Origin of the sequence: Tateyamaria rhodophyticola (genome assembly GCF_047777875.1) — a bacterium.
Taxonomy (GTDB): Bacteria; Pseudomonadota; Alphaproteobacteria; order Rhodobacterales; family Rhodobacteraceae; genus Tateyamaria.
Genome location: NZ_CP180519.1, coordinates 461,534 through 485,237, shown reverse-complemented (window position 1 = coordinate 485,237; position 23,704 = coordinate 461,534). Strand labels below are relative to the sequence as shown.

The following is a 23,704-nucleotide window of genomic DNA, read 5'->3' as shown; positions in this document are numbered from 1 at the left end:
ACTGCGTTTGTTCCTGGGGTCAAGCACCAGGAACACGTTGACCCTCCTCGTGGAAGATCGCTATAACAACCCACACGCGGGGTAGTAGTAACATGAAAAAACAGACAGCATTCACACGAGACTACAAGCCGCAGTTCTCGGGCCACGAGACCTTCCCTTTGCGATACGGGTGGTTGGAAAAGGCTTTTGAGGCTGTTGACTCGAGTGGATCAAATAACAAGAAAATTTTTGCCGAGAGCGAAGCCATTGCGCACTTTGGTGTGGGTAAAAATATGGTGGCTGCCATTCGCTTTTGGGCCCAAGTCACGGGCATTCTCGCCACGGATGGCAAAGATGTAAAAACGACCGAATTCGGTCAGCGGTTACTCGGGCCCAACGGTTGTGATCCATACCTTGAGAGCGCATCATCTCTTTGGAAAATTCATTGGGATATTGCCTCCAACCCCAAGCACACAGGTACCTACTGGCTGTTCAACGTTTTTAATGAACCAAACTTTGACCGCGATACCGTTCTGCGAAGATTGATGGACTTCGTTGATCAGCGTGGTTGGAAGGTGCCGAAAGAAAAAACTTTATCCAACGATATTAACGTCTTGTTAGCAAACTATGTGCCTAGTGCGCCAAAACGTGGCCCAAGTGAGGAGGCGTTCAATTCTCCTCTGACCGAACTTGGTTTAATCCGGCGGCGCTCGAACGGAAAGTTCGCTATGAATTTGGGGCGTAAGCCAAGCCTCTCGAATGGCGTTTTTCTCTTTGCGGTCCTGGATTTTTGGGAACGCGCATCCTCCGCAAATACGCTTAGCGTTCAATCAATGTTACTTGATCCCGGATCACCTGGAAGGGTTTTCGTTCTTGAAGAGGGAGATCTGATTGATCGGTTGGCTGATGTCACTGAGATGACAGATGGTTTGATTTCATGGTCTGAGACGGCAGGATTGAAGCAACTTCTTAGGAATGCGGCATTCGACAGAGAATTTGTAGAGAGGCTGTGGTCTACCGACATTTCCACTTTGAGGGGATCATATGCCGCTTAACGAAATTGTGTCGGTGAATGGGCGGTTTCTACGATCTGTTCGTATTGATCAAGATGATCGGACTGAAGCCCTGGAGGGCTTTGTTTTCTCATCCTCGGTACGAGAAATTCTCCGCAACTTTTCACATCAACAATCTGAGAGCGGACAAGGCGCGTTCACTTGGACCGGTCCCTATGGCAGTGGGAAATCGAGCCTCGCACTAGCCCTTTCAGCTTTGTTGAGTGGAAGTAAGCAAGAACGAGCGTCGGCCGCACGCAAGACCGATCCAGAGTTTGCGAAAGAGCTATGGAGTCTTCTCCCTCCGAAGCGCGACGGATGGAAATGTGTGTCGATCGTAGGGCGAAGTGCAGAACCCTTTCAACTCATTGGTGATGGCATCAAGGATGCGGGACTAGCGGTACGTCAACGGAAGTTTGATAGGCCTGAGAAAGTTATTGATTACTTGCAAGATCTTGCTTCCTCAGACGCTGAAAACTCCGGAGGGTTAGTCCTCTTTTTGGATGAAATGGGGAAGCTGCTAGAGCACGCCGCATCGTCATCAGGCGATGCATATTTCTTCCAGTTGCTTGGAGAGGCTGCTTCGAGAAGCAACGGTCGCCTAGTCGTCGTCGGCATCCTTCATCAAGCGTTTCAAGAATATGCAAGCCGATTAGCGCGCGATATCAAGGACGAGTGGGGAAAGATACAAGGTCGCTTCATTGATATTCCCGTAAACGTATCTGGGGATGAGCAACTCGAACTGGTGAGCAAAGCGATCATTTCTGAAGACTATCCGGACCGTGCCAAGCAGAATGCACAAGCTGCTTTGGAGCTCCTTGCTGAGGCTCGGCGTGGCGTACCTACGATTTCAAAAGAGCTACTTACCAGCGCCTGGCCACTTAATCCGCTTGTTGCATTGGTACTCGGGCCTGCTTCTCGACGGAGCTATGGCCAAAACCAGCGTAGTATTTTCAGTTTTCTAGGTTCTTCAGAACTGTTTGGCTTTCAGGACTACCTTGAGAAGGCAAGCAAAGAAGATCCAAAAGACTACGGACTGGCTGACTTTTGGGATTACATAGATTTCAATCTGCAAGCAGCCATCGCCGTCTCATTGGATAGCCATCACTTTGCAAATGCGAGGGATGCGATTGCGCGGTGGGAAGCGAAAGATGGTGGTGAACTCGGTGTCCAATTGCTCAAGTCGCTTGCTATCTTAGAACTGACTCAAAAGCAGACCGGAATAGGTGCAACGCTAGGTGCACTTTGCCTAGCGACAAACCAGTCAAGTTCTGTTGCGGCGGGCATTTTGTCAGAACTTGAGGCTGCATCAATTGTTGTTTTCCGAAAGTTCAGAGGTACTTACTCTCTCTTTGATGGTAGCGATTTTGATATCGAGGCAGCACTGAATGAGGCCTTAAGAGAAAGATCAAACTTCGACCTAAGCTCAATCTCCAATGCGCTGTCTTCGCCAAATATCGTGGCCAAACGACATTACCGTGAAACTGGCGCTCTGCGCTGGTGTGAGCTGAAGGTCATGCTCGAAAGCCAAGTAGAGAGCTATGTTACACAGTTTGCGCCCACAAACGGATGTTTCGGGGCCTTTATCATTGCACTCGACGACGCCACGCCGAGTATCGTTGAGGACTTCGGAGAGTATGGGTGGGCAGGCGATTTTGCGGTTTTGAGATCCGAAAAATCTAGGAACCTTGTAGCACTTGCAAAAGAGCACTCCGCTTTGAAGGATATCTTGGCATCCAGTGCTGAGATTCACCGTGACAAGATTGCGCGCCGGGAGCTGAATGATCGTCTTGAGGCAATTGGTGGCCGGATTGAGCAAGAGGTCTGGCTTTTGATTGCAAGCGCAGAATGGCAAACTGGTATTGATGATCTTCCAGAACTAGCTCGCCGAAATCTCACAGTTTTGGCGTCAGAGATGGCAGACCGCAGGTTTACACTCGCACCAAGGTTGAACAACGAACTTTTGAACCGCGCCAAACCATCAGCATCTGCCAATTCGGCCCTTAAGTTGCTGTTACATGCCGCCGTTCTCAAGGAGGGTACTGCCGGGCTTGGGTTCGAAAAATTCCCGGCTGAAAGAGCGTTATTCGTTTCTCTCGTTGAAGCCAACAAGCTGTACATAGAGAATGAGGGAAAATGGCAATTTGTGCCTCCTTCGGGTAACGACCCCGCGAACCTTCTGCCCATCTGGAAAGCGACAAAGACTTTTCTGAAGAAGCGAGGAAATCGCAATGTGCAACTTACCGATGTTTATGACTTATGGCGCGCGCCTCCCTTCGGGTTGAAGGACGGTTTGATGCCATTCTTGGCGGTGCTTTTCATGTTGGCCGAGCGCAGGAACCTGTCACACTACAGAGAAGGTATCTTTCTATCGACCATTTCGGATGTCGATGTGGACTACGTTCTTAGAGCGCCGCAAATGGTTCAGCTACGCTGGATCGAAATGAACCGAACGACCCAAAAGTTACTGACCGAGCTGGCGAACGCAGTTGGCGAGATAGTTGACAAACCTATCGCCACTCTGAGTCCGCTCGAAGTCGGACGCGCTCTCATCGCAGCTTATGAGAGTTCTGCGCCTTGGGTTCAACGAACTGCACGTCTTCCAGAGCACGCGAAAAAAGTCAGAGCACTCTTCAAGAGGTCCAATGACCCACAAAAGTTCGCGTTTGATGACATCCCCGGTCTATACGGAAAGGATATCGATATCCTCACTGACCAGGGGATCTCTGAAATTGCTCAGAACATCAAAGAGGGACTCGTCGAAATCCGCGCTGCTTACCCAGCAATGCTGGACAGAATGCGAGAGCATATTCTGAACGAGTTACAAGTGCACGGACGCACTGCGAGAGCTTACCGAGAACTGAATGATCGCGCGAAAAATATCAAAGATGTCGCAGGCGACTTGAGGCTTCGATCTTTCATCACCCAACTTACAAGCTTTAGTGATGATCTACAGTCGATGGAGGCACTCGCTGGATTGGGCATCAACAAGCCGGCTAAGGCCTGGATTGATAGCGACATAGACCGGGCAAACGTGCAGCTTACATTGCTAGCCCAGCAGTTCAACCAACACGAGTCCGTTGCACGTGTAGCAGGGCGTAAGGACAAGCGTTCTGCAATGGCCTTGATCGTCAGCATTGATGATCGGCCAACGCCAGTGATGGAAGAATTTGATGTTTTGGACTCCGACAGTGAGGAGGTGAACAAACTCACTCGAAAGATTGAAGAAGTTTTGCAAAAGGCTGCAGAAGACACCGGCAGAAACGTGATCCTAGCTGCACTAGCAAAAGTGGGGGCGGCGAGGATGAAATCATCCAACACAAGCGAGGAAGTAGATGGCTGACAGAACAAAACATGTCCTTGGTTTGTCCGGCGGTAAAGACAGCTCCGCCCTTGCTATCTATATGAGCCAGACTTACCCCGAACTGGATGTAGACTACTTCTTCACAGATACGGGGGAAGAACTCGACGAGGTGTATGAGTACCTAACGATGCTCGAGGGTTTTCTTGGTAAGAAGATCAGGTACCTGGACCCGGGACGAGATTTTAAGTTCTACCTCGCTCAGTACAATCAGTTCCTTCCGTCAGCTCAAACACGCTGGTGTACGAAAGATCTAAAGATTAAACCATTTGAAAAGTGGGTGAGATCTGAATTTACGGACCAAGGCTACACTGTATACAGTTATGTCGCGATCCGGGCTGACGAAGATTTTCGCCAAGGCCTCAGCTCGAAGAACAAGGGTTTGATTACCAAGTTGCCCTTCAAAGATGATGGGATTGATAAAGCTGGTGTCTTTGAAATTCTAGAAAACTCTGGTCTTGGCTTGCCAGCATACTATGATTGGCGGTCCCGCAGTGGCTGCACTTTTTGCTTTTTTCAGCAAAAGATTGAATGGGTTGGTTTAAAAGAACGTCATCCTGAAGCCTTCGAAAGAGCAAAGCAGATGGAGAAAACCTCCCTCGAACACGGCTCACCTTTCTCTTGGAGTGAGGGAGAGACGCTGCTTGAGCTAGAACAACCAGAACGCATGGCGCAGATCCGGGCAGACCACAAAAGACGCGTCGAAAGAGCTAAGGCAAAAAGGAAGGTTGATCCGTTGCGGCCAGACAAAGGGGTAGTCGATTTGGATGAGATCTATGGCCAACAAAAGGTTTGTTTGGCCTGCCATAAGTGACTCACATGGACGATCGTAGAATGTTGTTCTGAAGGTCCTTGGACCCTGATTTGCAGACTGGCAGCTTCAAGCGTGATCACTTAACTGCGTGTTTTGCGCAAGTCGCCAGGAAACCATACAGATCGGAGTCTTTACCAAGCAGGGAAATCTGTCAAAGTAAACCTCTAGCGGGTGTACTAGTGCTACACCGCTAGGCGGGTAGAAAACCGAGAGAGTGGACAGTAATATGGGTTCGAACGTTGTAATTGATGCCTTGGCAAGCTTAGGCATCGCACAACTAGCAGCGTTCTGGGGGGAGAGCCGATTGGAGGGTCTTTCCGAACTTGGTGTCAGTACTCGTCCCCGCGCGATAGCTGAAGCCATGATCGCCGAAAGTGGTCTAGCAATATTTCGGAACCGAAAGCTAAGAAACGCTGTGCTGAAAGTGTTTCCTCAGCAAGTTTTCCGCGACAAACTTGGTACAAATCCAGATGGGTCTCCTGTAGCCGTTCCATCAAATTTTTCCTGGGGACGAAATGATGCTACAATCAAGTTCCTCAAGTTGATTGACGTCAACATAGAGGATGCTTTCCCAAGCGACTTATTGACTGGTCCAAAACCTTATCTCCAAACGGAAATTGCAAAACCTCTATTTGACTATCAAAACAGCATTCGGAAGCAGCTTGTTAGTTTTTCATTCTTGGAAGCAAGACAAGAAACCAACCCTGGTGCCGCAAACCGAAGAATCGTTGCGCACATGCCGACCGGATCGGGAAAAACTCGGACAGCTATGGAGTTTATTTGCGATTTTTTGCGCTTTAGCTGTTCAGATGAAAACCCTGTCGTCGTTTGGCTAGCTCATAGCGAAGAACTCTGTGAACAGGCCATTCAAACATTCTTAAGTATATGGTCAAAACTAGGAAGCGAGAATGCGAATGTCTACTCGATGTGGGGAGGGCGAAAGCCAGGCGACATAGATCTGAGTAAGCCTTGTTTCATCGTAACTAGTTTTCAAAGCTGCTATTCGAGCATTCATACAGGCAAAAACACTGATTTCGACCGATTTGCAGAGATAAGGCGTGAGTGTAGCCTGCTGATTGTCGATGAAGCTCACATGTCGATGGCGCCTACATACAAAAAAGCGATTGAGTTTCTCTGCAACTCCCGCACTACCTTAATTGGTCTAACAGCGACACCTGGCAGGCATCACGTTGGGGGCGACACCGCTCAAACGAAAGCGCTTGCAGACTTCTATGGCGGCAAGAAGCTTACAATCGATCAAGAATTGACTGGTGAGAGAAACTCCATTGAGTATCTTCAAGAGCGCGGCATCCTGTCTACAGTCGATCGGATGCGCCTTAATACAAATGCTACCATCAGCTTGGATGAAGACGCTGTAAAGCTAATCTCTGAACTACTAGACATTCCTTCCAACGTGCTTGCCGAGTTAGGGAGCAATGCCCAAAGGACTTTGGAAGTCGTTGCAGCGGTAGAGAAGCTAGCGCTAGTGGACAAGAAACAGACCATCGTGTTTTGCCCGTCCAAACAGAATGCATCTGATATGGCTTTGGTCTTGAGGGAAAGAGGGTGTTCTTCAAGAGCCGTGACTGGCGAAACGCCACCAAGCGATCGGCGCGAAGCAATCAACGACTTTAAGAACGGGAATGTGAGCGTTCTGACGAATTTTGGAGTGCTTACTACCGGATTTGATGCCCCAAAAACAGAGGCGGTTGTCATTGCTCGCCCGACAACGTCTGTAGTTCTATACTCGCAAATGGTGGGACGAGGCCTTAGGGGTCATGCAGTTGGCGGAACATCTAGTTGCACAGTGGTAGATGTGGTTGATAACATTATTAATTTACCCAGTGTATCACAGGCATTCACATATTTCGATGAGCATTTTGGGGGAGAGTAATGACCAAACAAAACGAACCAGTTAAGATTGTCGATGCGTATCTCGCGCTCAATGCTCTACGGCAAGTTGGCTATCGAAATACTGCAACGGCAGTCGCTGAGTTGGTAGATAACTCGATTGAGGCGGATGCTAAAAATGTAACAATCCTTACGCTGTCGGATCGAGAAAAGGTCGCAAAGAGAACCATTTACAGAGTGCAGAAAATTGCAGTGCTGGATGACGGTATTGGCATGACGCCCGAACTGCTGGGGCGTTGCCTATCGCTTGGCTGGGGCACTCGCCTTGATACTCGTGAAGGCCTCGGTCGTTTTGGCTTTGGACTTAAAGGATCGTCATTATCTCAAGCGGAACTGGTTGAAGTCTATTCCTGGCAGAAGGGTACGGTTTATAAGACGTATCTGGATCTTATGGAGATAAAGAACAACGAACAGCAGTATCTCAAAGATGTCGAGAAAGCTGAACTTCCTAGCGAAATAGTCGATGCCGCCGGCGAATTAATCGGACCAAGTGGTACTTTGATAGTCTGGTCAAGTCTGGATGGCGTCGACTTCAAGCGACCCGATACACTGTTCTCGCGAATGCAGGATGAATTATGTCGCATTTATCGCCATTTTCTAGATGATAACGATGAATATGGGACAAGACGCAATGTCAGATTAGTTGACTATAACTTGGGCGAGAAAAAAGTAGAAAGTTCGCATGAGTTGAAACCTAACGATCCTTTGTATCTATTGGAGCCATCAAATTGCCCAGATAGTGATGGGAAAGCAACCAACGTTGAGTTTGAAAAACCATACAGCATAAATGTCGAATACGCTCCCGGCGAATTCTCCAAAGTTCAAATTCGCCTGAGTATCGCAAAGCCCGAAACTCAAGAGAAGGGCGGTAACTCCAACCTTGGTAAGCACTACGGCCGGAATACCGGAATATCTTTTGTTCGGGCGGGCCGAGAAATCGATTTCGGAAGTTTTGGTCACATCGCCCCTTCAGAACCAAGGCATAGATGGTGGGGGATCGAGGTGCGCTTTGAGCCAGTGTTGGACGAGTTGTTTGGAGTCACAAACAACAAACAGCAAATTCGTGGTTTCAGTAAGTTAGACCCGAAACACGACGATGAACAACTAAGTGAACTGAAAGAAGCAGCAGATGATCCGGAAAATTCCGGGCATTATAAGGCGTCATTGTATCTGGAGTTGAACCACAACCTTACGGAAAAAATCAAAACGATGATGGATAATGTCATCAAGACGCGTAAGGAAGGCAGTGCCAGCGGCCCACCAACAGCCAAACCTGACCAGGTCTCCTTAAAGGTAAACAAAGACGTCGCGGAGGATCGCACAGAAACCTCTTCGGACACAGAAGCAGAAGGTAAGTCCGAGCAAGAAAAGCTTGCAGAGCGCACAAAATATGTTCTGGACACGCGGCCGGAGCTATCAAAAGAGGACGCCGAGGCTTTTGCCAAAGCAACGGTTGATTACAAGGTAGACTTGAACAAGAGCAGTTGGCCAGGGACAATGTTTTTGGATCTGCAGTTTGTAGCAAATGCAGCTGTTGGAGTTATTAACACTCGGTCACCATACTACGAAAAGTTATGGCAGCATGTCGAGGACTCCGGTGACGATCGAGCTTTGAGTGCTCTAGAGATTTATACAATGGCTTATGTACGCACTGAAGACGAGTTCAGGAAAACGCTAGATAGCGAAACCTTTGAAAAGTTCCGCGATCGTTGGGGCTATTGGGTCTCAAAACTCTTGGAAAATGTCGATGGATAGATGTTCTTACTAGAGACTGGGGCTTTTCGAAGAGAGCTTGGCGCCGCTTTGTCTTCAGCGAGTCAAGAAGTCATTGTCTTAAGCGCGTTTATCAAATCGGACGCATTACAGTGGCTCATTGAAACTAGTAAGACAGGCAATATTAAGGTTGTTTCCCGATGGAAACCGAATGATTTGATTGCCGGCGCTTCGGACTTGGATTGCTTTCATCTCTGTAATAAGGCCAATATTCCATTCGGGATCTCTCAGAGTCTGCATGGAAAAGTGTATATTGCAGACTCAAGAATATTCATCGGTAGCGCCAACCTTACAACTAAAGGGATGTCTCTGGCGGGATTGGGGAATGATGAGTTCGGAACTGGCTTCGAGTACGGTCAGACTGAAAGGATAAAAGTTCAGGGTTATCTTGGATCTGTGGACTGGCTGGATGCCCAACTCGTAGAGCTAATGGCAGCTCACATACGAGACATGCCGGAAAAAGCAAATGTTCAGTTGGAAGGCTGGCCTCAGGGGATAGCAGAAAAATTGGGAGTGCAGCCTCCGAGTATTTGGCTCCACGATCTTCCAATGTGTAGTCCAAAAGACTTATTGTCACAGACTGCTCATGCAGTCGCGCTAGAGCACGATCTAAACTGTTTTCAGTGCGGCTTTGGGGGCAGCGAAGCAGATCTATTGCAAGGGTTTATGTCGTCGCAAATTTGCCGTTGGTTAGAATATCAACTTGAGGAATTCGATGAGCTGTCGTTTGGGAAAGCCACCGCATTGTTTCACAATCAAATTCTTGATGACCCATTACCCTACAGGAAGACAATCAAAGAAGGTATTGCAAACTTGTTCGAATGGGCGGCAAAAGCTGAGGCGTCATTCAGTGTTAGTCGACCGAGCTACAGTCAAGTAATACGGCGGGTTCGTTGCGATCAGTAGAGGAAAATTATCGCCTCATCTCAACCCGTGTCGTCCTGAATCAACTTAAAATATTTAAATGCAAGGTGTTATGCAGTGGACATTAAAATTCAGGCGTATGAGCAGAACTACCAACAGTTCAGGTCGTTGAACCAAATCATGTGGCAGATCCCAGTGTTGGCAATGACCCTTACCGGGGGTCTCTGGTTCGGTGTCGCCAGTCTTGGAAACCGCCCGGTTCTCGTAAGTGTTCTGCTACTCACAGCATCAGTCGGCAACCTAACGCTTGCTGCAATTTTGTACCGTTTTCGACATGTGATGGAATGCTATCTTGAGTGGCTTAAAGCAGCCGATCCGGAAAGTTTTGTTGAGACGAACAAACCTAGCGCTGATCAGAGTTGGGTTGAACGGAAGTGTAATACCGGAAAAACTGTTCGCACTTTGTTCTTATTTTTGCTTTATTGGGCAGCAGGCTTAAGCATGGTTGTTCTAGCGTCCTATTGGGCAGAGCGTGAAGGTTGGATTGATATGCATGACGAGACCAAGGCCGTATCTTACTATAACCAAAGGGCTTTAGACCTAGCGGACAGCTATGAGTCCGTGAATTTTGAAACTGCTTACCCCTACCTCTTGCCTTTTGTGACGCAAGGGGGGCTAGAAGTGCTCGATATCGGCGCAGGAACCGGTCGCGATGCTGCGTGGCTCAGCAAGCAAGGGCATTCCGTGACCGCTGTTGACCCGTCAAGTGAGATGAGCGCTCTTGCTCAGAGCCTTCACCCAAACGCAGGTATTCAATGGGTCGACAGCCGCCTTCCAATGCTCGACAGCCCCGAATTAGAGGGCAGGGTTTTTGATTTGGTTCTTCTGAGTGCTGTTTGGATGCACGTTGCACCCGGCGATCATGGAGCTGCGATGCGCCGGATCTTCGAGCTCATGAAACCTGATGGTCATGCGTTTGTTTCTTTGCGACTGGGTCCGCAAGACGATGACCGAGGAATGTTTGCTGTTTCTGCGACAGACTTCGTTCTACTTGCAGAGAGTGTGGGATTTGAAGTGTCGCCGATAGGAGATTTTCCGGATCTTCTTGGCCGGTCAGAAGTTAGTTGGAAAATATTTCAGCTTCGGCGCTAGACTATGTTGTCTGCAAGTCGACATCTAGGATGTGGTATAAAATGTGGTATAGATTCTGGATTTCGAGATAAAATGGTTGATAAACAATTGCTTGTTGAAATTATTATTCTCCCTTCGTCTCCGCCACCTCATTTCCTCGTTGAAATCAACGGATGGCACTGTTCTGCGCGTGACACGGCCGTGTTTTACAACTGTGCCGCACAAGATAGAATTTGGGCAGCCTACTTGTAGGCACGCTCGAAGCGTCGGTTAGTGAACGCAGGATGTGCTAGACCAAAAGGAAACTCGATCACTTGCGTCAAAACACAAGATGGACATCGAACCACATAAGCGAAACCGTTGGCGTTCTGGGCCAACACACAAATCAAAGACATCTCGGCAGCTTGAATATTCCACCATGGAGGGTAACTTCTCATCCACGCGAAAGTAGCTGTGGGCTGGGAATTAAGTGCGGTTACGGAATGTCACGATTAGGAATTTCAAAGCTCTAAAAGACGTCGATATTCCGCTTGCCGATTTTACTGTTGTCCTCGGATCGAATGGGTTTGGCAAAAGCTCGATACTACAGGCTTTGCACTGGTCTATCCAAAGCGCGCGTAATCCAAAAGTTGATACGAACAAGGCAGACAAGTCTGACGGTTCGACTCTGTCCCAATCAACCTGATTCACGCTAACTTCTCAAAAGGAGAGGGTTTTGGCTCACGAAAAGCTACAATCGCCGAAAGAGCTTAGTTCAATGGTTGGCCTAAGCGTTACGCAAGTTCGAGCGTTGATGAACAGCGGAAAGCTTGAGTTTGTAGAAATATCCCCCAAGACCAAGCTCTTGACGATGAGCGGCTGGGAGCGGTTTCAGAAGGACGCAACCAAGGTCGTAAGGGCTGAGGGTTCGGCAGCGAATTGATGGGGGTGTCCGGTCATGGCGACGACAAATCTCAATATTAACGTGGTAGATATTCGCGCTCTGCGAACCTCGCCGACAAGAACCGTGAGACCATGGCCACACTGGAAGAAGAGAACAGAAGGCGGGCCGAAAGTGTCAAACCTTCGCAGAAAAGCGTCTAACCTGACCGAAACGAGGATCAGTCATGAGCAGAAAAACATTTAATATCAGCTTGTTAAGTGGTGCCCGGGGGCGGAATCGAACCACCGACACGAGGATTTTCAATCCACTGCTCTACCCCTGAGCTACCCGGGCACGGGTGAAGCCTTCGCTTCGGGTGGGCGCGTGATAGGATGGTCGCGCTGCGCTGTCCATAGCAAAATCGATAAAACAAACCAGTCTTTGCGTCAGTGCGGCTTCGGCGGCGCATCCGTCGTGTCGGATGGCTCCTCTTCGTCCTGCGCGGGGACAGCATAGGCGCCGTTCATCCACCGGCCCAGATCAATATCCGCGCAGCGGCGCGAGCAGAACGGGCGGTAGTCGCGGGCGGTTTCATTCCGGCAAATCGGGCACGCCATCACAGGGTCTCCAGCGCGACGCGCGCGCGTTTTCGGGTCAGCTCAAAATGCCCGAGGGTTGTCCAGCCGAGCAATGTCGTCTCCACCGTGTCGGCCTTGAACGCGGCGCGCAGGGCGGTTTCCACGGATCGGCGGTCTTTCTTGGGCATGGGGGCGAAGTCCACGACGATTTGGCCGCCCAACCCCTTGATACGCAACAGTCTTGGGAGATCACGTGCAGCGGCGATATTGGCCTTGAGCCCTGCGGCAGGCGAGCTGTCGGTGCCGGTGTTGACGTCCACGGCGACGCAGGCGCGGGTGTTTTCGACCCAGACGGAGCCACCGCCGGGCAAGGCCGTTTCGTCCTGCAGCGCCTGCGCCAGTTCGTCCTCCAACGCGGCGTGATCGGGCGTGGCCTCGGGCCAATCGCGCCAGGCCAATTCAGAAGGCCCCGGCCCGTCGATCAGTTTTTCAACGTCCGTCCCGTCATCGTCCCGGATCGCAAAGGCGACGGACAGGACGTGTTCGATGTCCTCGGCCACGGCGTCCAGATCTGCGGTGGCCGCGACTGATCGCAGGATCAGCCCGCATGTGCCCAAGTCCGCCTCGTAGGCGTCGGCCGTGGCGCGCAGGGACACGCGGATGTCTTCGTCACGGATGCTGCGCGAGATGTTGATGCCGGGCGCATCGGGGGTGGCGATGGCATAGCGGCTCTTGATCAGGAGGCGGTCGGTGATGGGGATGGCCTTGCCCGGTTCGGCATAGCCCGACACCTGCACCAGCACCATGTCACCGGGTGCGAGACCCTTTGCGCCCCGCAGGAACGCGCTGCCTTCGGGCGTGTCAAAGAACATCCCGCCCTGTCCCTTGACCGGGCGGGTGGCCTTTGCGCGGTAGATCGTGCCGGGGCGGGGGGCGTCGGTGTCGAGCAGCAGATCCTGCAAAACGCCATCGGTCAGAAGGGCGGCACCGTCGCGGCCTTTGGCCTGACCAAGGATGATCTGGTGTCCCTTCATGTCCAAACCTCAATATCTGCAGCCCTGAGCAGGCCCGCTGTTTCCGCGAGGGGCAGGCCGACAATGCCCGTGAATGACCCGCTGATCCATGGGATGAAGGCCCCGGCGGGGCCCTGGATGCCATAGCCACCGGCCTTGCCCTGCCAGTCACAGGTCGCGAGGTAGCCGGTGATCTCACGCTCTGACAGTGTCTTCATCCGGACGGTGCTGACCACGTCCCGTTCCCAGAGCTGGGTGCCCTTGCGCAGGGACACGGCGGTGATGACACGGTGGCGACGACCGGACATGAGGCGCAGAAATGCGGCGGCCTCATCCGCGTCCGCCGGTTTGCCGAGGATGCGGCGGCCCAGTGCGACGGTGGTGTCGGCGCAGAGCACGACGTCCTGCGCCTCTGCCGGGACGGCCTGCGCCTTTTCCCGGGCCATGCGCGCGCAGTAGGGGCGCGGCAATTCACCGGGGCGGGGCGTTTCATCAATGTCGGGCGGGCGCACGGCGTCAGGCGCGATCCCGATCTGGCCGAGCAGTTCAAGCCGCCGCGGGCTGCCTGATCCGAGAATGAGCATTTGCGCCCCTTGTTGATCCGTTGCCCTTGCGTACGCAGGTGCTGCGTATGACGCAACACTCCTGCGGTTGCGTGGTCCGCAAACGCCATGAAAATATGGTTAAACGAGCAATATCGCCCTGTCACAGCCGGTACACACCCTGTGCACAGGCCGTACACCGACGCTGTGCCAAAGCGCTGCGTTAACAGGCCGTGCGCTGTGGTCCGCTTACTTGAAGCGGTAGTTGATCCGGCCCTTGGTCAGGTCATAGGGCGTCATTTCAACCTGCACCTTGTCGCCTGCCAGAACGCGGATGCGGTTCTTGCGCATTTTTCCTGCCGTGTGTGCGATGATCTCATGGCCATTCTCAAGCTCGACCCGAAACGTCGCATTGGGCAGGAGTTCCTTCACGACACCGGGAAATTCGAGCGTATCTTCCTTGGCCATGGTCTCTCCTTCGTTGCACCGCCCGCCGATATGCGGACGCGGCACTACATGCGCCCATAAGGTCCATATTTCAAGGGCAAATCAGGTAAGGGTCGTGAGCGTGACGTGTTCGGCACGCCTGGCGCTGCCGGGCCAGTCGCGCGCGCCGAGAACGGTGCCGTTGCGGCGCACGTCTGCGATGGCGTCGCGGTCGACATGCGCATAGGTCCAGCCGGGCGTGTTGAGCGCGCCCGCGGCGAGGATGCCGTCATCGGGAAAGCCCGTGTCGGGCGGGCCGAAGATACCACCCGCGCCGACGGAGATATCCACCGCTTCGCTCCAGTCGGCCGTTCCCACGAGAGAGGCCATGGCCGTGACGCATTGATTTTCGAGCGCGCGGGCGCGGGCACCGATCCTGACCCGTGTGTGGCCGCTGAGCGCTTCGGTGACGGACGGGACGAGGATGACATCGGCCTGCGCCAGTGCACGGCCCAGCATCGGGAATTCCGCGTCATAGCAAATCAGCACGCCGATTATGCCAAGCGCGGTGTCAAAGAGGGTCAGGGGGCCGCCGGGGGCCACGTCCCACACCTCTGCCTCGAACCGTGTCATGACCTGTTTGTCCTGTGCCGCCATGGCGCCCGAGGGGGCAAAGAGGCGGGCGCGGTTGACCGGGCGGGCAACGCCGTCCGTACGGGCGGGACCGGAGCCCGCGAGCATGTGCACGCCGAACTGGCGGCACAGTTCGGCGTGAAAGGCATCGGCTTCGTCCAACCGGTCCGCGACGGCGTGCAGCGATCCTTCGAGGTCACCGGCGATGTCCGGGCCAGCGAGGGTGGCCAGTTCCATTGCGGCATATTCGGGAAAGACGAGCAAGTCCGCGCCGTGGCTGGCGGCGGTGTCGACCCAATCGGTCAACTTGTCTTCGTAGGCGGCCCAGTCTGGTAAAACGGAGAGTGAATAGGCGGCGGTGGCAATTTTCATGGGCTGGAGGGTGGACGCAGGCGGGCGGGTCTTCAAGACCCGCTTTGCCACCTTTTTCCAAAAAGGTGGCCCCGGGCGGTTTCACCTTTTTGGAAAAAGGTGGGGCGCCCGGGTAAAGATACTTGACCTGCGCCGGCTGCTGGTTTCAACAAACCTGAAAGTCGCGGGAAGGGCCGTCATGTTGAACAAGGGTGTAACACTGCGCGGGCTGGAAGTGTTCGAGGCGCTGGCTGCAACGGGGTCTGTGGCGCAGGCGGCGTCGGTCACCGGGCTGAGCCAACCTGCGGTGAGCCAGCAGTTGCGCAACCTTGAAACGGCGCTGGCCACCGATCTGATCGACCATGGCAAGCGGCCCATGCGCCTCACGCCCGCAGGCCACAGCTTTCTGGCGCGGGCGGAGGCGGCCTTGTCCCAGTTGCGGTTGGCGCAGTCGGAGTTGACGGTGATGGATCTGGCGCATCTGTCGGCGCTGTCCATCGGCGTGATCGATGATTTCGAAAACGACCTGACACCGCGGCTGGTGACGATCCTCGCAGACAGTCTGACCCGGTGCAAATTCACGCTGGCCACGGCCCCCAGTCACGAGATCCTGCAATCCATCGCGGACAAGCGTCTGCATATCGCCATTTCGGCCAGTGACGGGACGATGCGTGACGGCGTGATGGAATATCCGTTGGCGCGCGATCCGTTTATTCTTGTGGCGCCAAAGGGGATGGTGGATGCGGGCGCGCCCTTGGAGGCGCTGCGGGATTTGCCGTTCCTTCGGTATGAGCGGGATCAGCTGATTTCACGTCAGATCGAAGCGCATCTGGCGCGGCAAAAGCTGGATTTTGCGGAACGGTTCGAGATCGGCAGTCATCTGGCGTTGATGGCCATGGTGGCGCGGCGCATCGGGTGGTCGGTGACGACCCCGCTGGGGTACATGCGGGCCGGGCGGTTCCACGATCAGGTCGAGGCCTTTGCGCTGCCGTTCAAGCCGTTTTCGCGGACCATTTCGCTTTATGCCAGTGCCGATTGGGCGGGGTCGGTGCCCACGGATGTGGCGCAGACCATGCGGCGGTTGATGCAGAGCCATATGATTGAGCCTGCGCTGGCGCGCCTGCCCTGGCTGGCGGGGGAGCTGCGGCTTTTGGACGGGTAGTTCGGGGGCTCTGCCCCCCGGCTGCGCCGCCCCCCGGGATTTTTTGGAACAGAGACGGAGATCATCCGTCGGCGAGGGCGCCGTAGAGGATGAGGGCGGGGGCGTCGCTGATGTCCTTGCGCAGGCGCTCGGCGAGGGTTGCGACCGTGAGGCGGTGCAGGGCTTGTGACGGAGTGGAGACGCCTTCGGCCAGCAGGGCGGGGGTATCTTCGGGCAGGCCCGCGCCCATGAGCATATCCGCCAGATCAGGGAAGGTGCGTTGGCCCATGAACACCACGGTGGTGGCTTGGGGGTCGGCGAGGGCGGCGAGGTTCAGATCCTGAGGCAGCGCGCCGCGCACATCATGGCCGGTGATGAACTGGACCCGGCGCGCGGTGAGCCTGCGGGTCAGGGGAATGCCCGCGGCGGCGGCGGCGGCGCAGGCGGAAGGCACGCCGGGGATAATCTCGAAGGGGATGCCTGCGGCCTTGAGGGCGTCCGTTTCCTCTTCGAGCCGGCCGAAGGTGCCGCCGTCGCCGGATTTGAGGCGCACGACACGCTGGCCGGTTTCGGCGTAGTCCACGAGCAGCCGGCTCACATGGTGTTGTTTGGGCGACGGGCGACCGGCGCGTTTGCCGACGCCCACAAGATCCGCGCCGGGCCGGGCATGGGACAGGATGGGACCCGCACTCAGGTCATCAAAAAGCACGGCATCCGCCTGACCCAGCCGTTTGACGGCCTTGAGGGTCAGCAGGTCCGGATCGCCGGGGCCGGAGCCTACAAAGCTGACAAAGCCGGTCATGATGCCTCACCCGTGATCAGGTGGAAGAACGTGCCCGTGACGTTGCCGCGCCAGGATCCGCTTTGAGCTGCTGGATTGCCGTCGGCGTCAAACACCTGTGCCAGGGCCGCATCGGGCTGGTCGATGATGGACGAGTAGTGGAATTCGTGCCCGCGCAAGGCGGCGCCTACGGCAAATCCGGGCATGCCGTGATCCAGCACCGCGCGTCGGTAGCCGAGGTTGAACTTGCGCTTCTCATAGCTAGTGACGAGGCCCAGAAGGCCCGCCATGGCGTGGCGCGTGCCGTCCTTGTCGATGAGGCCGGTGCCAAGCGCCATGTAGCCGCCGCATTCGCCGTGGACGGGGCGGGTTTCGGCGTGGCTCCGCAGGCCGGTGAGGAAGGTTTCCGCCGCCGCGATGCGGCCTGCGTGCAGTTCGGGGTAGCCGCCCGGCAGCCACACCAGATCGGCGTCCTTGTCCGGTGCCTCGTCCGCGAGCGGCGAGAAGGGCAGGATTTCGGCACCCGCTGCGCGCCAGCCTTCGAGCAGGTGCGGGTAGGTGAAAGAAAACGCGGCGTCACGGGCCAGTGCGATACGTTGCGCCGGGGGCTGTGGCAGGGGATGCGCGGGGAGGGCTGCGCCACCACGTGCCGCCTGTCGCAAGGCGTTAATGTCCACGTTTTCCGTCAGGAACGCGGCATAGCTGGCGATGGCGGCTTCGAGGTCGGGATGCTCGACCGCCTGAATGAGGCCCAGATGCCGTTCGGGCAGTTTCAGATCGCCGCGCCGGGGCAGGGCGCCCAGCACGGTGATGCCCGCCGCCTCCATCCCCATCCGGGTGAGCCGTTCGTGACGGGGACTGGCCACGCGGTTCAGGATCACCCCGGCAAAGGGCAGGTCGGGCCGATATCGCGCAAAGCCGAGCGCGGTTGCGGCGGCTGATTGCGCCTGTCCGCCCACATCAATCACAAGCACTACGGGCCAGCCCATGAGGGCTGCGGTCTCGGCGCTGGTGCCGAAACCCGCCTGTCCGCGCGTGGCGACACCGTCATAAAGGCCCATGGACCCTTCGGCCACGCAGATATCCGCGCCAGCGGCGCGCGCTGCCACGGCGCCCAGCAAGGTGTCATCCATCGCCCATGTGTCGATGTTGTAGGAGGCGCGACCCGACGCCGCCGTATGGAATGCGGGATCGATATAGTCCGGCCCGCTCTTGAACGGCTGCACGGCCAGCCCGGTGTCCCGCAGCGCCCTCAAAAGGCCCAGCATCACAGTGGTCTTGCCCGTCCCGGACGCGGGCGCGGAAATCAGCAGTCCTTCAGTCATCGCCATGCTCCCAGCTGGCCCACGGGCTGTCCGCCGTTTGCGGGCGATACCGGCGGTCGTAATCGGGCGCATAGAGGCAGCTTTCGTCGAACTGCGTGGCTCCCAGAACGCGGCCCACGAGGATCAGCGCGGTGCGGCTGATGCTGGGGTCCATGGCGCTGCGCAACGTGCCCAGCGTGGCGTGGATCACCTGTTCGTCGGGCCAGCTTGCGCGGTAGACGATGGCCACGGGGCAATCCGCGCCATAGGCGGGGGTGAGGTTCGTCACAACCTGATCAAGGTTGCCGATGGAGAGGTGAATGGCCAGCGTTGCGCCGGTCGCGGCAAAATTCTCCAGCGTCTCGCCCGCGGGCATTGATGACGCGCGGCCCGGCGTGCGGGTCAGTACAACCGATTGGGCGATGCCGGGCAGGGTCAGCTCGGCCCCCAGCGACGCGGCGGCGGCGGCAAAGGAGGGCACACCGGGGGTGACGGTAAACGGGATGCCCGCATCCTTGATCCGGCGCAGCTGTTCGCCCATGGCGGACCAGACCGACAGGTCGCCGGAATGCAGGCGGGCGATGTCGTGACCGGCGGCGTGGGCCTTCTCGATCTCGGTCATGATCGCGTCGAGGTCCATGGCGGCGGTGTTGATGATGCGCGCGCCGTCGGGGCAGTGATCCAGCACCGCCTCCGGCACCAGCGATCCGGCATAAAGGCACACAGGGCAGGCCGCGATCAGGTCGCGCCCGCGCAGGGTCAGAAGGTCCGGCGCGCCCGGGCCTGCGCCGATGAAATGAACGGTCATGATGTGGCTCCTTGGGCGATGGCGCAGGTGGCCATGCGGTCGGGGGAAATCTGGCGCGGCACGGTGAGCGTGGCGTCCGGGCCTGCGGCAGCGAGGGCTGCGGCTTCGGCGACGGAGCCGGTGTTGCGCGTTTGGTGGCTGAGCATGGATTGCGTTTCCGTGCGCGCCTGTTCCAGCGCGTGCGGTTGCACCGCGTGGATGGACAGGTTCTGCCTGCGGGCAAAGTCCAGCAGGGCGGGATGTGCCGCCTTGTCATGGGCTGTGGCCAGCGCATCGGGCGGGCTGTCGAGCCCGGTGGCGGCAAGCGCATCCGCAAGGCTCTGCGCGGTGGCGCGGGTTGTGAAACCGAGGCCAGCGATGATCATCGGGTCAGGCTCCATTGCACCACCGGATAGGACGCGGACCAGCCGCGTTTGGGGCCAAGCGGCGTTGCGTGGCTCAGGTCGATGCGCATCAGCGTGCCGCCATGTGCCGCCTGTGCGGCGGCCAGAAGTGCTTCGCCTTCGAGGGTGACGGCGTTCATGACGATACGGGCCGGTATGGCGGTGATGGCATCGAGCAGGTCCTGGGACAGGCCGCCGCCAACAAAGATCGCATCCGGTGTGCCGGTGTCCGGCAGGGTGCCCGGTGCCGCCCCTTCGATCACGGTCACGCGGTCCGCCACGCCAAGCTGTTCGGCGTTGTGGCGGATGCGGGCAGCGCGGTCGGTGCGCGGCTCAACTGTGGTGGTGCGCAGGGTGGGATGCGCCAGCGCCCATTCGAGCCCGATGGAGCCGGACCCGCCGCCGATATCCCACAGGTGTTCGTGCGGGCGCGGGGCGAGAGTGGACAGGGTGATCGCACGCACGGGTCGTTTGGTGATCTGGCCGTCATGATCAAAGCTGTCGTCGCACTGGCCCGTGGCGACGGTGAGTGCGGGGCCGGTGCCTGCGGCTTCTATCGCGATGACCAAGGGGTGGGCGAAATTTCCGGTCACTGCGTCGGCCTTCGCGGTGGTGATGAATTCGTCTACGCCGCCCAAACGCTCCAGTATGGTCACGCGGCTTGGGCCGAAGCCTGCGTCGCTCAGGAAGGCACAGATGCCAGCCACCGCGTCACCGTCGCGCAGCGTTGCGATGATCCGTGCGCCGGGGGACAGGTGGCGGCGCAGGCGTGCAAAGGGGGCCGCATGCAGGGCGATGCAATCCGAGGCCTCGAGCGCCCAGCCCAGCTGTGCGGCGGCCAGCGAAAAGCAGGATGGGCCGGGTAGGGCGGTCCATTCGTCCGCGCCAAAGCTGCGGGCAATGACGGAGCCTGCGCCAAACCAGAACGGGTCGCCCGAGGCGAGCACGACGACCTTTTGGCCCCGCAGGGACGCGAGGATCGCGATGCCATCGGCAAAGGGGACGGGCCAGGCGATGCGCTCGGCCGCGGCTTCGGGGATCATGGCGAGGTGGCGGGGCGGGGCCATGATGACCTCTGCCGCGGCCAGTGCCGCTTGACTTCGTGCAGTCAGACCGGCAACCCCGTCCTCGCCTATTCCAACGATGGTGAGCCACGGGTCAGACATGCGCGCGAACCTTTTGATCCTTGCGGGCACGACAGAAGCCACGCAATTCGCCACCGCCGTGGCGGAGCGGGGGCTGACCGGTGTGGTGAGCTTTGCCGGCCGGGTAGAGCGCCCGCGCCGCCAGCCCTTGCCGCAAAGGATTGGCGGGTTTGGCGGTGTGGGTGGACTTGCCGACTATCTGCATGCCGAGAAGATCAGCCATGTGATTGACGCCACGCATCCCTTCGCGGCCCAGATGAGCCGGAATGCGGTCTCCGCCTGTGCCGAGGCGGGCGTGCCGCTGATTGCGCTGACCCGTGCGCCTTGGGTCGCAGGCGCGGGCGACCGTTGGACCCGCGTGCCCGATATCGCGGGCGCTGTTGAAGCACTTGATCAACCCGCCAGCCGCGTGATGCTCGCCGTTGGGCGCATGCATCTGGCCGTGTTTGCGCCGAACCCTCAGCATTTTTACCTGCTGCGGCTGGTCGACCCGCCGAAGGAGACGCCGCCCTTTCCCGACCACCATGTGCTGGTGTCGCGCGGGCCGTTTACGAAAGGTGATGACCACGCGTTGATGCAGGAGCACCGGATTGATCTGGTGGTGTCCAAGAACGCGGGCGGCACCGGAGCCTATGCCAAGATCGCGGCGGCGCGCAGCCTTGGCCTGCCGGTGATCATGATCGACCGGCCTGCTCTGCCCGAGCGGCAGGAGGCGCACAGCGCGCATGCGGTGATGGAGTGGCTGCGTCATTCCGGGGTCGATCTTGGTGTGTAGACGATAGGTGCGCCAGCCCGTTCGATGATGCGTGTGCGGGACGAGCCGACGATGACCATGGTGCGCATGTCGGCCATGTCCGGGGTCGTGTCAGGCAGGGGGACGATTTTGATTTCCTCGTCGGGGCGCGTGACGTTGCGGGCGAAGATGACGGGGCGGGTGTCGTTACAGGCGTCTTTGAGCACGTCGAGCGTGCGCACGAACCCTTCTGGGCGGGATTTGCTGCGCGGGTTGTAGAAGGCCATGGCAAAGTCGGCCTCTGCCGCGAGGCGCAGGCGTTTTTCGATCAGGCGCCACGGTTTGAGGTTGTCGCTGAGGTTGATGGCGCAGAAGTCGTGGCCCAAGGGCGCGCCGCAGCGCGCCGATGCTGCAAGCATCGCGGTGATGCCAGGCAGGACCGAGATGTCGAGGTCACGCCAGTGGGCGGGGCCCGCTTCGACCGCTTCGAACACGGCAGCGGCCATGGCAAAGACACCGGGATCGCCGGAGGAGACAACGACGACTTTGCGCCCTTCGGCGGCCATGTCCAAAGCGTGGCGCGAGCGGTCGATTTCCACCCGGTTGTCGCTGGCGTGCAGGGTCAGGCCGGGGCGTTCCGCGATGCGTGCGACGTAGGGAATGTAGCCAACGATGTCCGTGGCGTCGGCCAGTACGTCCGACACTTCGGGCGTGATCAGGGCATCATCCCCCGGCCCGAGCCCCGCAATGCGCACCCAGCCGGTCATGGGCGGCGGCCCTGTCCGTGGACCACAATGATCGAGAAATAGGGGGTGATTTTGCCTGTTGCTTCGCACAACTTTTGCACGGTCTGTTTGGGCATGGCGGCGTATTCGATCAGGTAGGCGTCTTCGAATTTCCCGGCCCGCGCGAGGGCGCTGCGCACCTTGTCGATGTTGCGCCCGATCTTCATCACCACAAGCGCGTCTGCCTGCATCATGCGGTCCGCGAGGGTGTCTTCGTCCAGCGTGCCCATCAGCACGGTCAGGATGTCGTCGCCCCACGTGATCGGTGCGCCCGTGGCCGTCCACGCGCCGGACATGCCGGTGATGGCGGGGACAACTTCAACCGGGACATGGGGTTTCAGGCGGGTGTAAAGGTGCATGAAGGAGCCGTAGAAAAACGGGTCACCTTCGCAGAGGACCACCACGTCTTCGCCTTGTTCGGCGAGGGTGCACAGGTGGTGGGTGCAGTCGGCGTAGAAGCCCGACAGGATTTCGTTGTAGCGCGGGTCGGTCAGGGGGATTTCCGTCGTGACAGGGTATTCCATTGGAAATTCAATGGCGTGGTCGGCCAGCATCCCGTTGACGATCGTGCGGGCCTGACCGGGGCGGCCCGCCTTGCGGAAGAAGGCGACGTGCTTGGCACCCCGCACCAGCCGGTCGGCGCGGACGCTGAGCAGGTCCTGCGCGCCAGGGCCGAGGCCGACGCCGTATATCGTACCCTGGCTCACTCTTTCCGGCTCGCGATGGCGTTGACGGCGGCGACGGTGATGGCGCTGCCGCCCAGCCGCCCCTGCACGATGCAGCAGGGGACGGGTTGGTCGGCCCAAAGCGCGTCCTTGGATTCGACAGCGCCGACGAAGCCTACGGGGCAGCCGATGATGGCGGCGGGGCGGGGGCAGTCGGGGTCTTCGAGCATGTTCAGCAGGTGAAAGAGGGCTGTGGGGGCGTTGCCGATCGCGACGACGGCTCCGCTCAAGTGGGGCCGCCACAACTCGAGGGCGGCGGCAGAGCGGGTGTTGCTCATTTTGGCGGCGAGGTCGCGCACGCCGTCATTGTGCAGGGTGCAGATGACCTCGTTATTTGCAGGCAGGCGAGGGCGCGTGATCCCCTCGCTCACCATGCGGGCGTCGCACAGGATCGGTGCGCCTGCCTCAAGTGCTGCGCGGGCGGCGCGCACGAAGCCCGGCGAGAAGCGGCAATGTTGTTCGAGGCCCACGAGCCCTGCGGCATGGATCATGCGAACGGCCACCTGTTCTTCGTCTTTGTCAAAGCGGGCGAGGTCCGCTTCGGCGCGGATGGTCGCGAAGGATTGCAGGTAGATGGCTGCGCCATCGGTTTCGTATTCGTAAGGCATG

The 23,704-nt window shown here is 57.3% G+C and carries 23 protein-coding genes and 1 tRNA gene; 10 read left to right on the top strand and 14 right to left on the bottom strand.

Features of this window, described 5'->3' with window-relative positions:
• The first annotated feature begins 92 nt into the window (after positions 1 to 92).
• The 8 genes from ACERHN_RS03710 to ACERHN_RS03675 all read left to right on the top strand — a co-directional run bounded on the left by ACERHN_RS03710 (position 93) and on the right by ACERHN_RS03675 (position 11,570).
• The gene (locus tag ACERHN_RS03710; protein ID WP_415921299.1) at positions 93 to 1,034 is read left to right on the top strand and encodes a DUF4007 family protein; all 942 of its coding nucleotides are present in this window, start codon (positions 93 to 95) and stop codon (positions 1,032 to 1,034) included.
• Entirely contained in the window at positions 1,024 to 4,374 is a 3,351-nt protein-coding gene (locus ACERHN_RS03705; protein WP_415921298.1) for a hypothetical protein, read from the top strand. Before ACERHN_RS03710 ends, ACERHN_RS03705 begins: the two co-directional genes overlap by 11 nt.
• A complete protein-coding gene (locus ACERHN_RS03700; RefSeq protein ID WP_415921297.1) occupies positions 4,367 to 5,206 on the top strand; it encodes a phosphoadenosine phosphosulfate reductase family protein in 840 nt (279 codons plus the stop codon). The genes ACERHN_RS03705 and ACERHN_RS03700 overlap by 8 nt, the downstream gene beginning before the upstream one ends.
• Positions 5,207 to 5,432: 226 nt before the next feature.
• Positions 5,433 to 7,100, top strand: coding sequence for a DEAD/DEAH box helicase (locus ACERHN_RS03695; RefSeq protein ID WP_415921296.1), 1,668 nt, complete (start codon positions 5,433 to 5,435; stop codon positions 7,098 to 7,100).
• Positions 7,100 to 8,872: an ATP-binding protein gene (locus ACERHN_RS03690; RefSeq protein ID WP_415921295.1), complete on the top strand. Its 1,773-nt coding sequence runs from the start codon at positions 7,100 to 7,102 to the stop codon at positions 8,870 to 8,872. Before ACERHN_RS03695 ends, ACERHN_RS03690 begins: the two co-directional genes overlap by 1 nt.
• Positions 8,873 to 9,796 (top strand): phospholipase D family protein, encoded by a 924-nt coding sequence (locus ACERHN_RS03685; protein WP_415921294.1) that lies wholly within the window; start codon positions 8,873 to 8,875, stop codon positions 9,794 to 9,796.
• A gap of 75 nt (positions 9,797 to 9,871) precedes the next feature.
• A complete protein-coding gene (locus ACERHN_RS03680; protein WP_415921293.1) occupies positions 9,872 to 10,906 on the top strand; it encodes a class I SAM-dependent methyltransferase in 1,035 nt (344 codons plus the stop codon).
• Positions 10,907 to 11,354: 448 nt separating this feature from the next.
• Positions 11,355 to 11,570: an AAA family ATPase gene (locus ACERHN_RS03675; protein ID WP_415921292.1), complete on the top strand. Its 216-nt coding sequence runs from the start codon at positions 11,355 to 11,357 to the stop codon at positions 11,568 to 11,570.
• A 456-nt stretch (positions 11,571 to 12,026) separates the two neighbouring features.
• Here the strand turns inward: ACERHN_RS03675 and ACERHN_RS03670 are convergent.
• From ACERHN_RS03670 to ACERHN_RS03645, 6 genes are all read right to left on the bottom strand, one after another.
• Positions 12,027 to 12,101: transfer RNA gene (locus ACERHN_RS03670), tRNA-Phe, on the bottom strand.
• Between the two features lie 92 nt (positions 12,102 to 12,193).
• Positions 12,194 to 12,364: a DNA gyrase inhibitor YacG gene (locus ACERHN_RS03665; RefSeq protein ID WP_415921291.1), complete on the bottom strand. Its 171-nt coding sequence runs from the start codon at positions 12,362 to 12,364 to the stop codon at positions 12,194 to 12,196.
• Positions 12,364 to 13,359, bottom strand: coding sequence for a ribonuclease E/G (locus ACERHN_RS03660; protein ID WP_415921290.1), 996 nt, complete (start codon positions 13,357 to 13,359; stop codon positions 12,364 to 12,366). Before ACERHN_RS03660 ends, ACERHN_RS03665 begins: the two co-directional genes overlap by 1 nt.
• Entirely contained in the window at positions 13,356 to 13,922 is a 567-nt protein-coding gene (locus ACERHN_RS03655) for a Maf family protein (RefSeq protein WP_415921289.1), read from the bottom strand. The genes ACERHN_RS03660 and ACERHN_RS03655 overlap by 4 nt, the downstream gene beginning before the upstream one ends.
• Positions 13,923 to 14,129: 207 nt before the next feature.
• Entirely contained in the window at positions 14,130 to 14,348 is a 219-nt protein-coding gene (infA, locus tag ACERHN_RS03650) for a translation initiation factor IF-1 (RefSeq protein ID WP_005978431.1), read from the bottom strand.
• An 81-nt stretch (positions 14,349 to 14,429) separates the two neighbouring features.
• Positions 14,430 to 15,311, bottom strand: a complete 882-nt coding sequence (locus ACERHN_RS03645) for a carbon-nitrogen hydrolase family protein (protein ID WP_415921288.1) — start codon at positions 15,309 to 15,311, stop codon at positions 14,430 to 14,432.
• Positions 15,312 to 15,489: 178 nt separating this feature from the next.
• Here ACERHN_RS03645 and ACERHN_RS03640 point away from each other — a divergent pair, with 178 nt between their 5' ends.
• Positions 15,490 to 16,452 (top strand): LysR family transcriptional regulator, encoded by a 963-nt coding sequence (locus ACERHN_RS03640; RefSeq protein ID WP_415921287.1) that lies wholly within the window; start codon positions 15,490 to 15,492, stop codon positions 16,450 to 16,452.
• A gap of 61 nt (positions 16,453 to 16,513) precedes the next feature.
• Here the strand turns inward: ACERHN_RS03640 and cobA are convergent, their stop codons facing one another.
• From cobA to cbiE, 5 genes are read right to left on the bottom strand one after another with little or no spacing between them, the layout of a single operon-like run.
• The gene (gene cobA, locus ACERHN_RS03635) at positions 16,514 to 17,233 is read right to left on the bottom strand and encodes a uroporphyrinogen-III C-methyltransferase (protein WP_415921286.1); all 720 of its coding nucleotides are present in this window, start codon (positions 17,231 to 17,233) and stop codon (positions 16,514 to 16,516) included.
• Positions 17,230 to 18,543 carry a cobyrinate a,c-diamide synthase gene (locus tag ACERHN_RS03630; RefSeq protein WP_415921285.1) on the bottom strand — a complete coding sequence of 438 codons (1,314 nt, stop codon included), beginning with the start codon at positions 18,541 to 18,543 and terminating at the stop codon, positions 17,230 to 17,232. The genes cobA and ACERHN_RS03630 overlap by 4 nt, the downstream gene beginning before the upstream one ends.
• Complete coding sequence (gene cobM, locus ACERHN_RS03625; protein WP_415921284.1) at positions 18,530 to 19,324, bottom strand: precorrin-4 C(11)-methyltransferase; 795 nt, start codon at positions 19,322 to 19,324, stop codon at positions 18,530 to 18,532. The genes ACERHN_RS03630 and cobM overlap by 14 nt, the downstream gene beginning before the upstream one ends.
• Positions 19,321 to 19,689 (bottom strand): cobalamin biosynthesis protein, encoded by a 369-nt coding sequence (locus ACERHN_RS03620; RefSeq protein ID WP_415921283.1) that lies wholly within the window; start codon positions 19,687 to 19,689, stop codon positions 19,321 to 19,323. The genes cobM and ACERHN_RS03620 overlap by 4 nt, the downstream gene beginning before the upstream one ends.
• On the bottom strand, positions 19,686 to 20,873 hold the full coding sequence (gene cbiE, locus ACERHN_RS03615) for a precorrin-6y C5,15-methyltransferase (decarboxylating) subunit CbiE (RefSeq protein ID WP_415921282.1): 1,188 nt from the start codon (positions 20,871 to 20,873) through the stop codon (positions 19,686 to 19,688). The genes ACERHN_RS03620 and cbiE overlap by 4 nt, the downstream gene beginning before the upstream one ends.
• On the opposite strand from cbiE, the gene ACERHN_RS03610 reads away from it, so the two are divergent.
• The gene (locus ACERHN_RS03610) at positions 20,872 to 21,627 is read left to right on the top strand and encodes a cobalt-precorrin-6A reductase (protein WP_415921281.1); all 756 of its coding nucleotides are present in this window, start codon (positions 20,872 to 20,874) and stop codon (positions 21,625 to 21,627) included. The two genes, cbiE and ACERHN_RS03610, sit on opposite strands and share 2 nt — an antisense overlap.
• Here ACERHN_RS03610 and cobJ read toward each other — a convergent pair.
• Genes cobJ through ACERHN_RS03595 form a run of 3 tightly spaced genes read right to left on the bottom strand, consistent with a single transcriptional unit; the run spans position 21,600 to position 23,703 of the window.
• Positions 21,600 to 22,352, bottom strand: a complete 753-nt coding sequence (gene cobJ, locus ACERHN_RS03605; protein WP_415921280.1) for a precorrin-3B C(17)-methyltransferase — start codon at positions 22,350 to 22,352, stop codon at positions 21,600 to 21,602. The genes ACERHN_RS03610 and cobJ overlap by 28 nt on opposite strands.
• Positions 22,349 to 23,077, bottom strand: a complete 729-nt coding sequence (gene cobI / locus ACERHN_RS03600) for a precorrin-2 C(20)-methyltransferase (protein WP_415921279.1) — start codon at positions 23,075 to 23,077, stop codon at positions 22,349 to 22,351. Before cobI ends, cobJ begins: the two co-directional genes overlap by 4 nt.
• Positions 23,074 to 23,703, bottom strand: coding sequence for a precorrin-8X methylmutase (locus ACERHN_RS03595; protein WP_415921278.1), 630 nt, complete (start codon positions 23,701 to 23,703; stop codon positions 23,074 to 23,076). The genes cobI and ACERHN_RS03595 overlap by 4 nt, the downstream gene beginning before the upstream one ends.
• Position 23,704 lies beyond the last annotated feature (1 nt).

Excerpts from the sequence above, each read along its gene's own strand:
- ACERHN_RS03710 (WP_415921299.1), top strand. The coding sequence starts at position 93 with ATGAAAAAACAGACAGCATTCACACGAGACTACAAGCCGCAGTTCTCG.
- cobA (WP_415921286.1), bottom strand. The coding sequence starts at position 17,233 with ATGACCGGCTTTGTCAGCTTTGTAGGCTCCGGCCCCGGCGATCCGGAC.
- ACERHN_RS03700 (WP_415921297.1), top strand. The coding sequence starts at position 4,367 with ATGGCTGACAGAACAAAACATGTCCTTGGTTTGTCCGGCGGTAAAGAC.
- ACERHN_RS03610 (WP_415921281.1), top strand. The coding sequence starts at position 20,872 with ATGCGCGCGAACCTTTTGATCCTTGCGGGCACGACAGAAGCCACGCAA.
- ACERHN_RS03655 (WP_415921289.1), bottom strand. The coding sequence starts at position 13,922 with ATGCTCATTCTCGGATCAGGCAGCCCGCGGCGGCTTGAACTGCTCGGC.
- ACERHN_RS03665 (WP_415921291.1), bottom strand. The coding sequence starts at position 12,364 with ATGGCGTGCCCGATTTGCCGGAATGAAACCGCCCGCGACTACCGCCCG.
- ACERHN_RS03690 (WP_415921295.1), top strand. The coding sequence starts at position 7,100 with ATGACCAAACAAAACGAACCAGTTAAGATTGTCGATGCGTATCTCGCG.
- ACERHN_RS03640 (WP_415921287.1), top strand. The coding sequence starts at position 15,490 with ATGTTGAACAAGGGTGTAACACTGCGCGGGCTGGAAGTGTTCGAGGCG.
- ACERHN_RS03685 (WP_415921294.1), top strand. The coding sequence starts at position 8,873 with ATGTTCTTACTAGAGACTGGGGCTTTTCGAAGAGAGCTTGGCGCCGCT.
- ACERHN_RS03630 (WP_415921285.1), bottom strand. The coding sequence starts at position 18,543 with ATGGCGATGACTGAAGGACTGCTGATTTCCGCGCCCGCGTCCGGGACG.
- cbiE (WP_415921282.1), bottom strand. The coding sequence starts at position 20,873 with ATGTCTGACCCGTGGCTCACCATCGTTGGAATAGGCGAGGACGGGGTT.
- ACERHN_RS03645 (WP_415921288.1), bottom strand. The coding sequence starts at position 15,311 with ATGAAAATTGCCACCGCCGCCTATTCACTCTCCGTTTTACCAGACTGG.
- ACERHN_RS03620 (WP_415921283.1), bottom strand. The coding sequence starts at position 19,689 with ATGATCATCGCTGGCCTCGGTTTCACAACCCGCGCCACCGCGCAGAGC.
- infA (WP_005978431.1), bottom strand. The coding sequence starts at position 14,348 with ATGGCCAAGGAAGATACGCTCGAATTTCCCGGTGTCGTGAAGGAACTC.
- cobJ (WP_415921280.1), bottom strand. The coding sequence starts at position 22,352 with ATGACCGGCTGGGTGCGCATTGCGGGGCTCGGGCCGGGGGATGATGCC.
- ACERHN_RS03595 (WP_415921278.1), bottom strand. The coding sequence starts at position 23,703 with ATGCCTTACGAATACGAAACCGATGGCGCAGCCATCTACCTGCAATCC.
- ACERHN_RS03660 (WP_415921290.1), bottom strand. The coding sequence starts at position 13,359 with ATGAAGGGACACCAGATCATCCTTGGTCAGGCCAAAGGCCGCGACGGT.
- cobM (WP_415921284.1), bottom strand. The coding sequence starts at position 19,324 with ATGACCGTTCATTTCATCGGCGCAGGCCCGGGCGCGCCGGACCTTCTG.
- ACERHN_RS03705 (WP_415921298.1), top strand. The coding sequence starts at position 1,024 with ATGCCGCTTAACGAAATTGTGTCGGTGAATGGGCGGTTTCTACGATCT.
- ACERHN_RS03695 (WP_415921296.1), top strand. The coding sequence starts at position 5,433 with ATGGGTTCGAACGTTGTAATTGATGCCTTGGCAAGCTTAGGCATCGCA.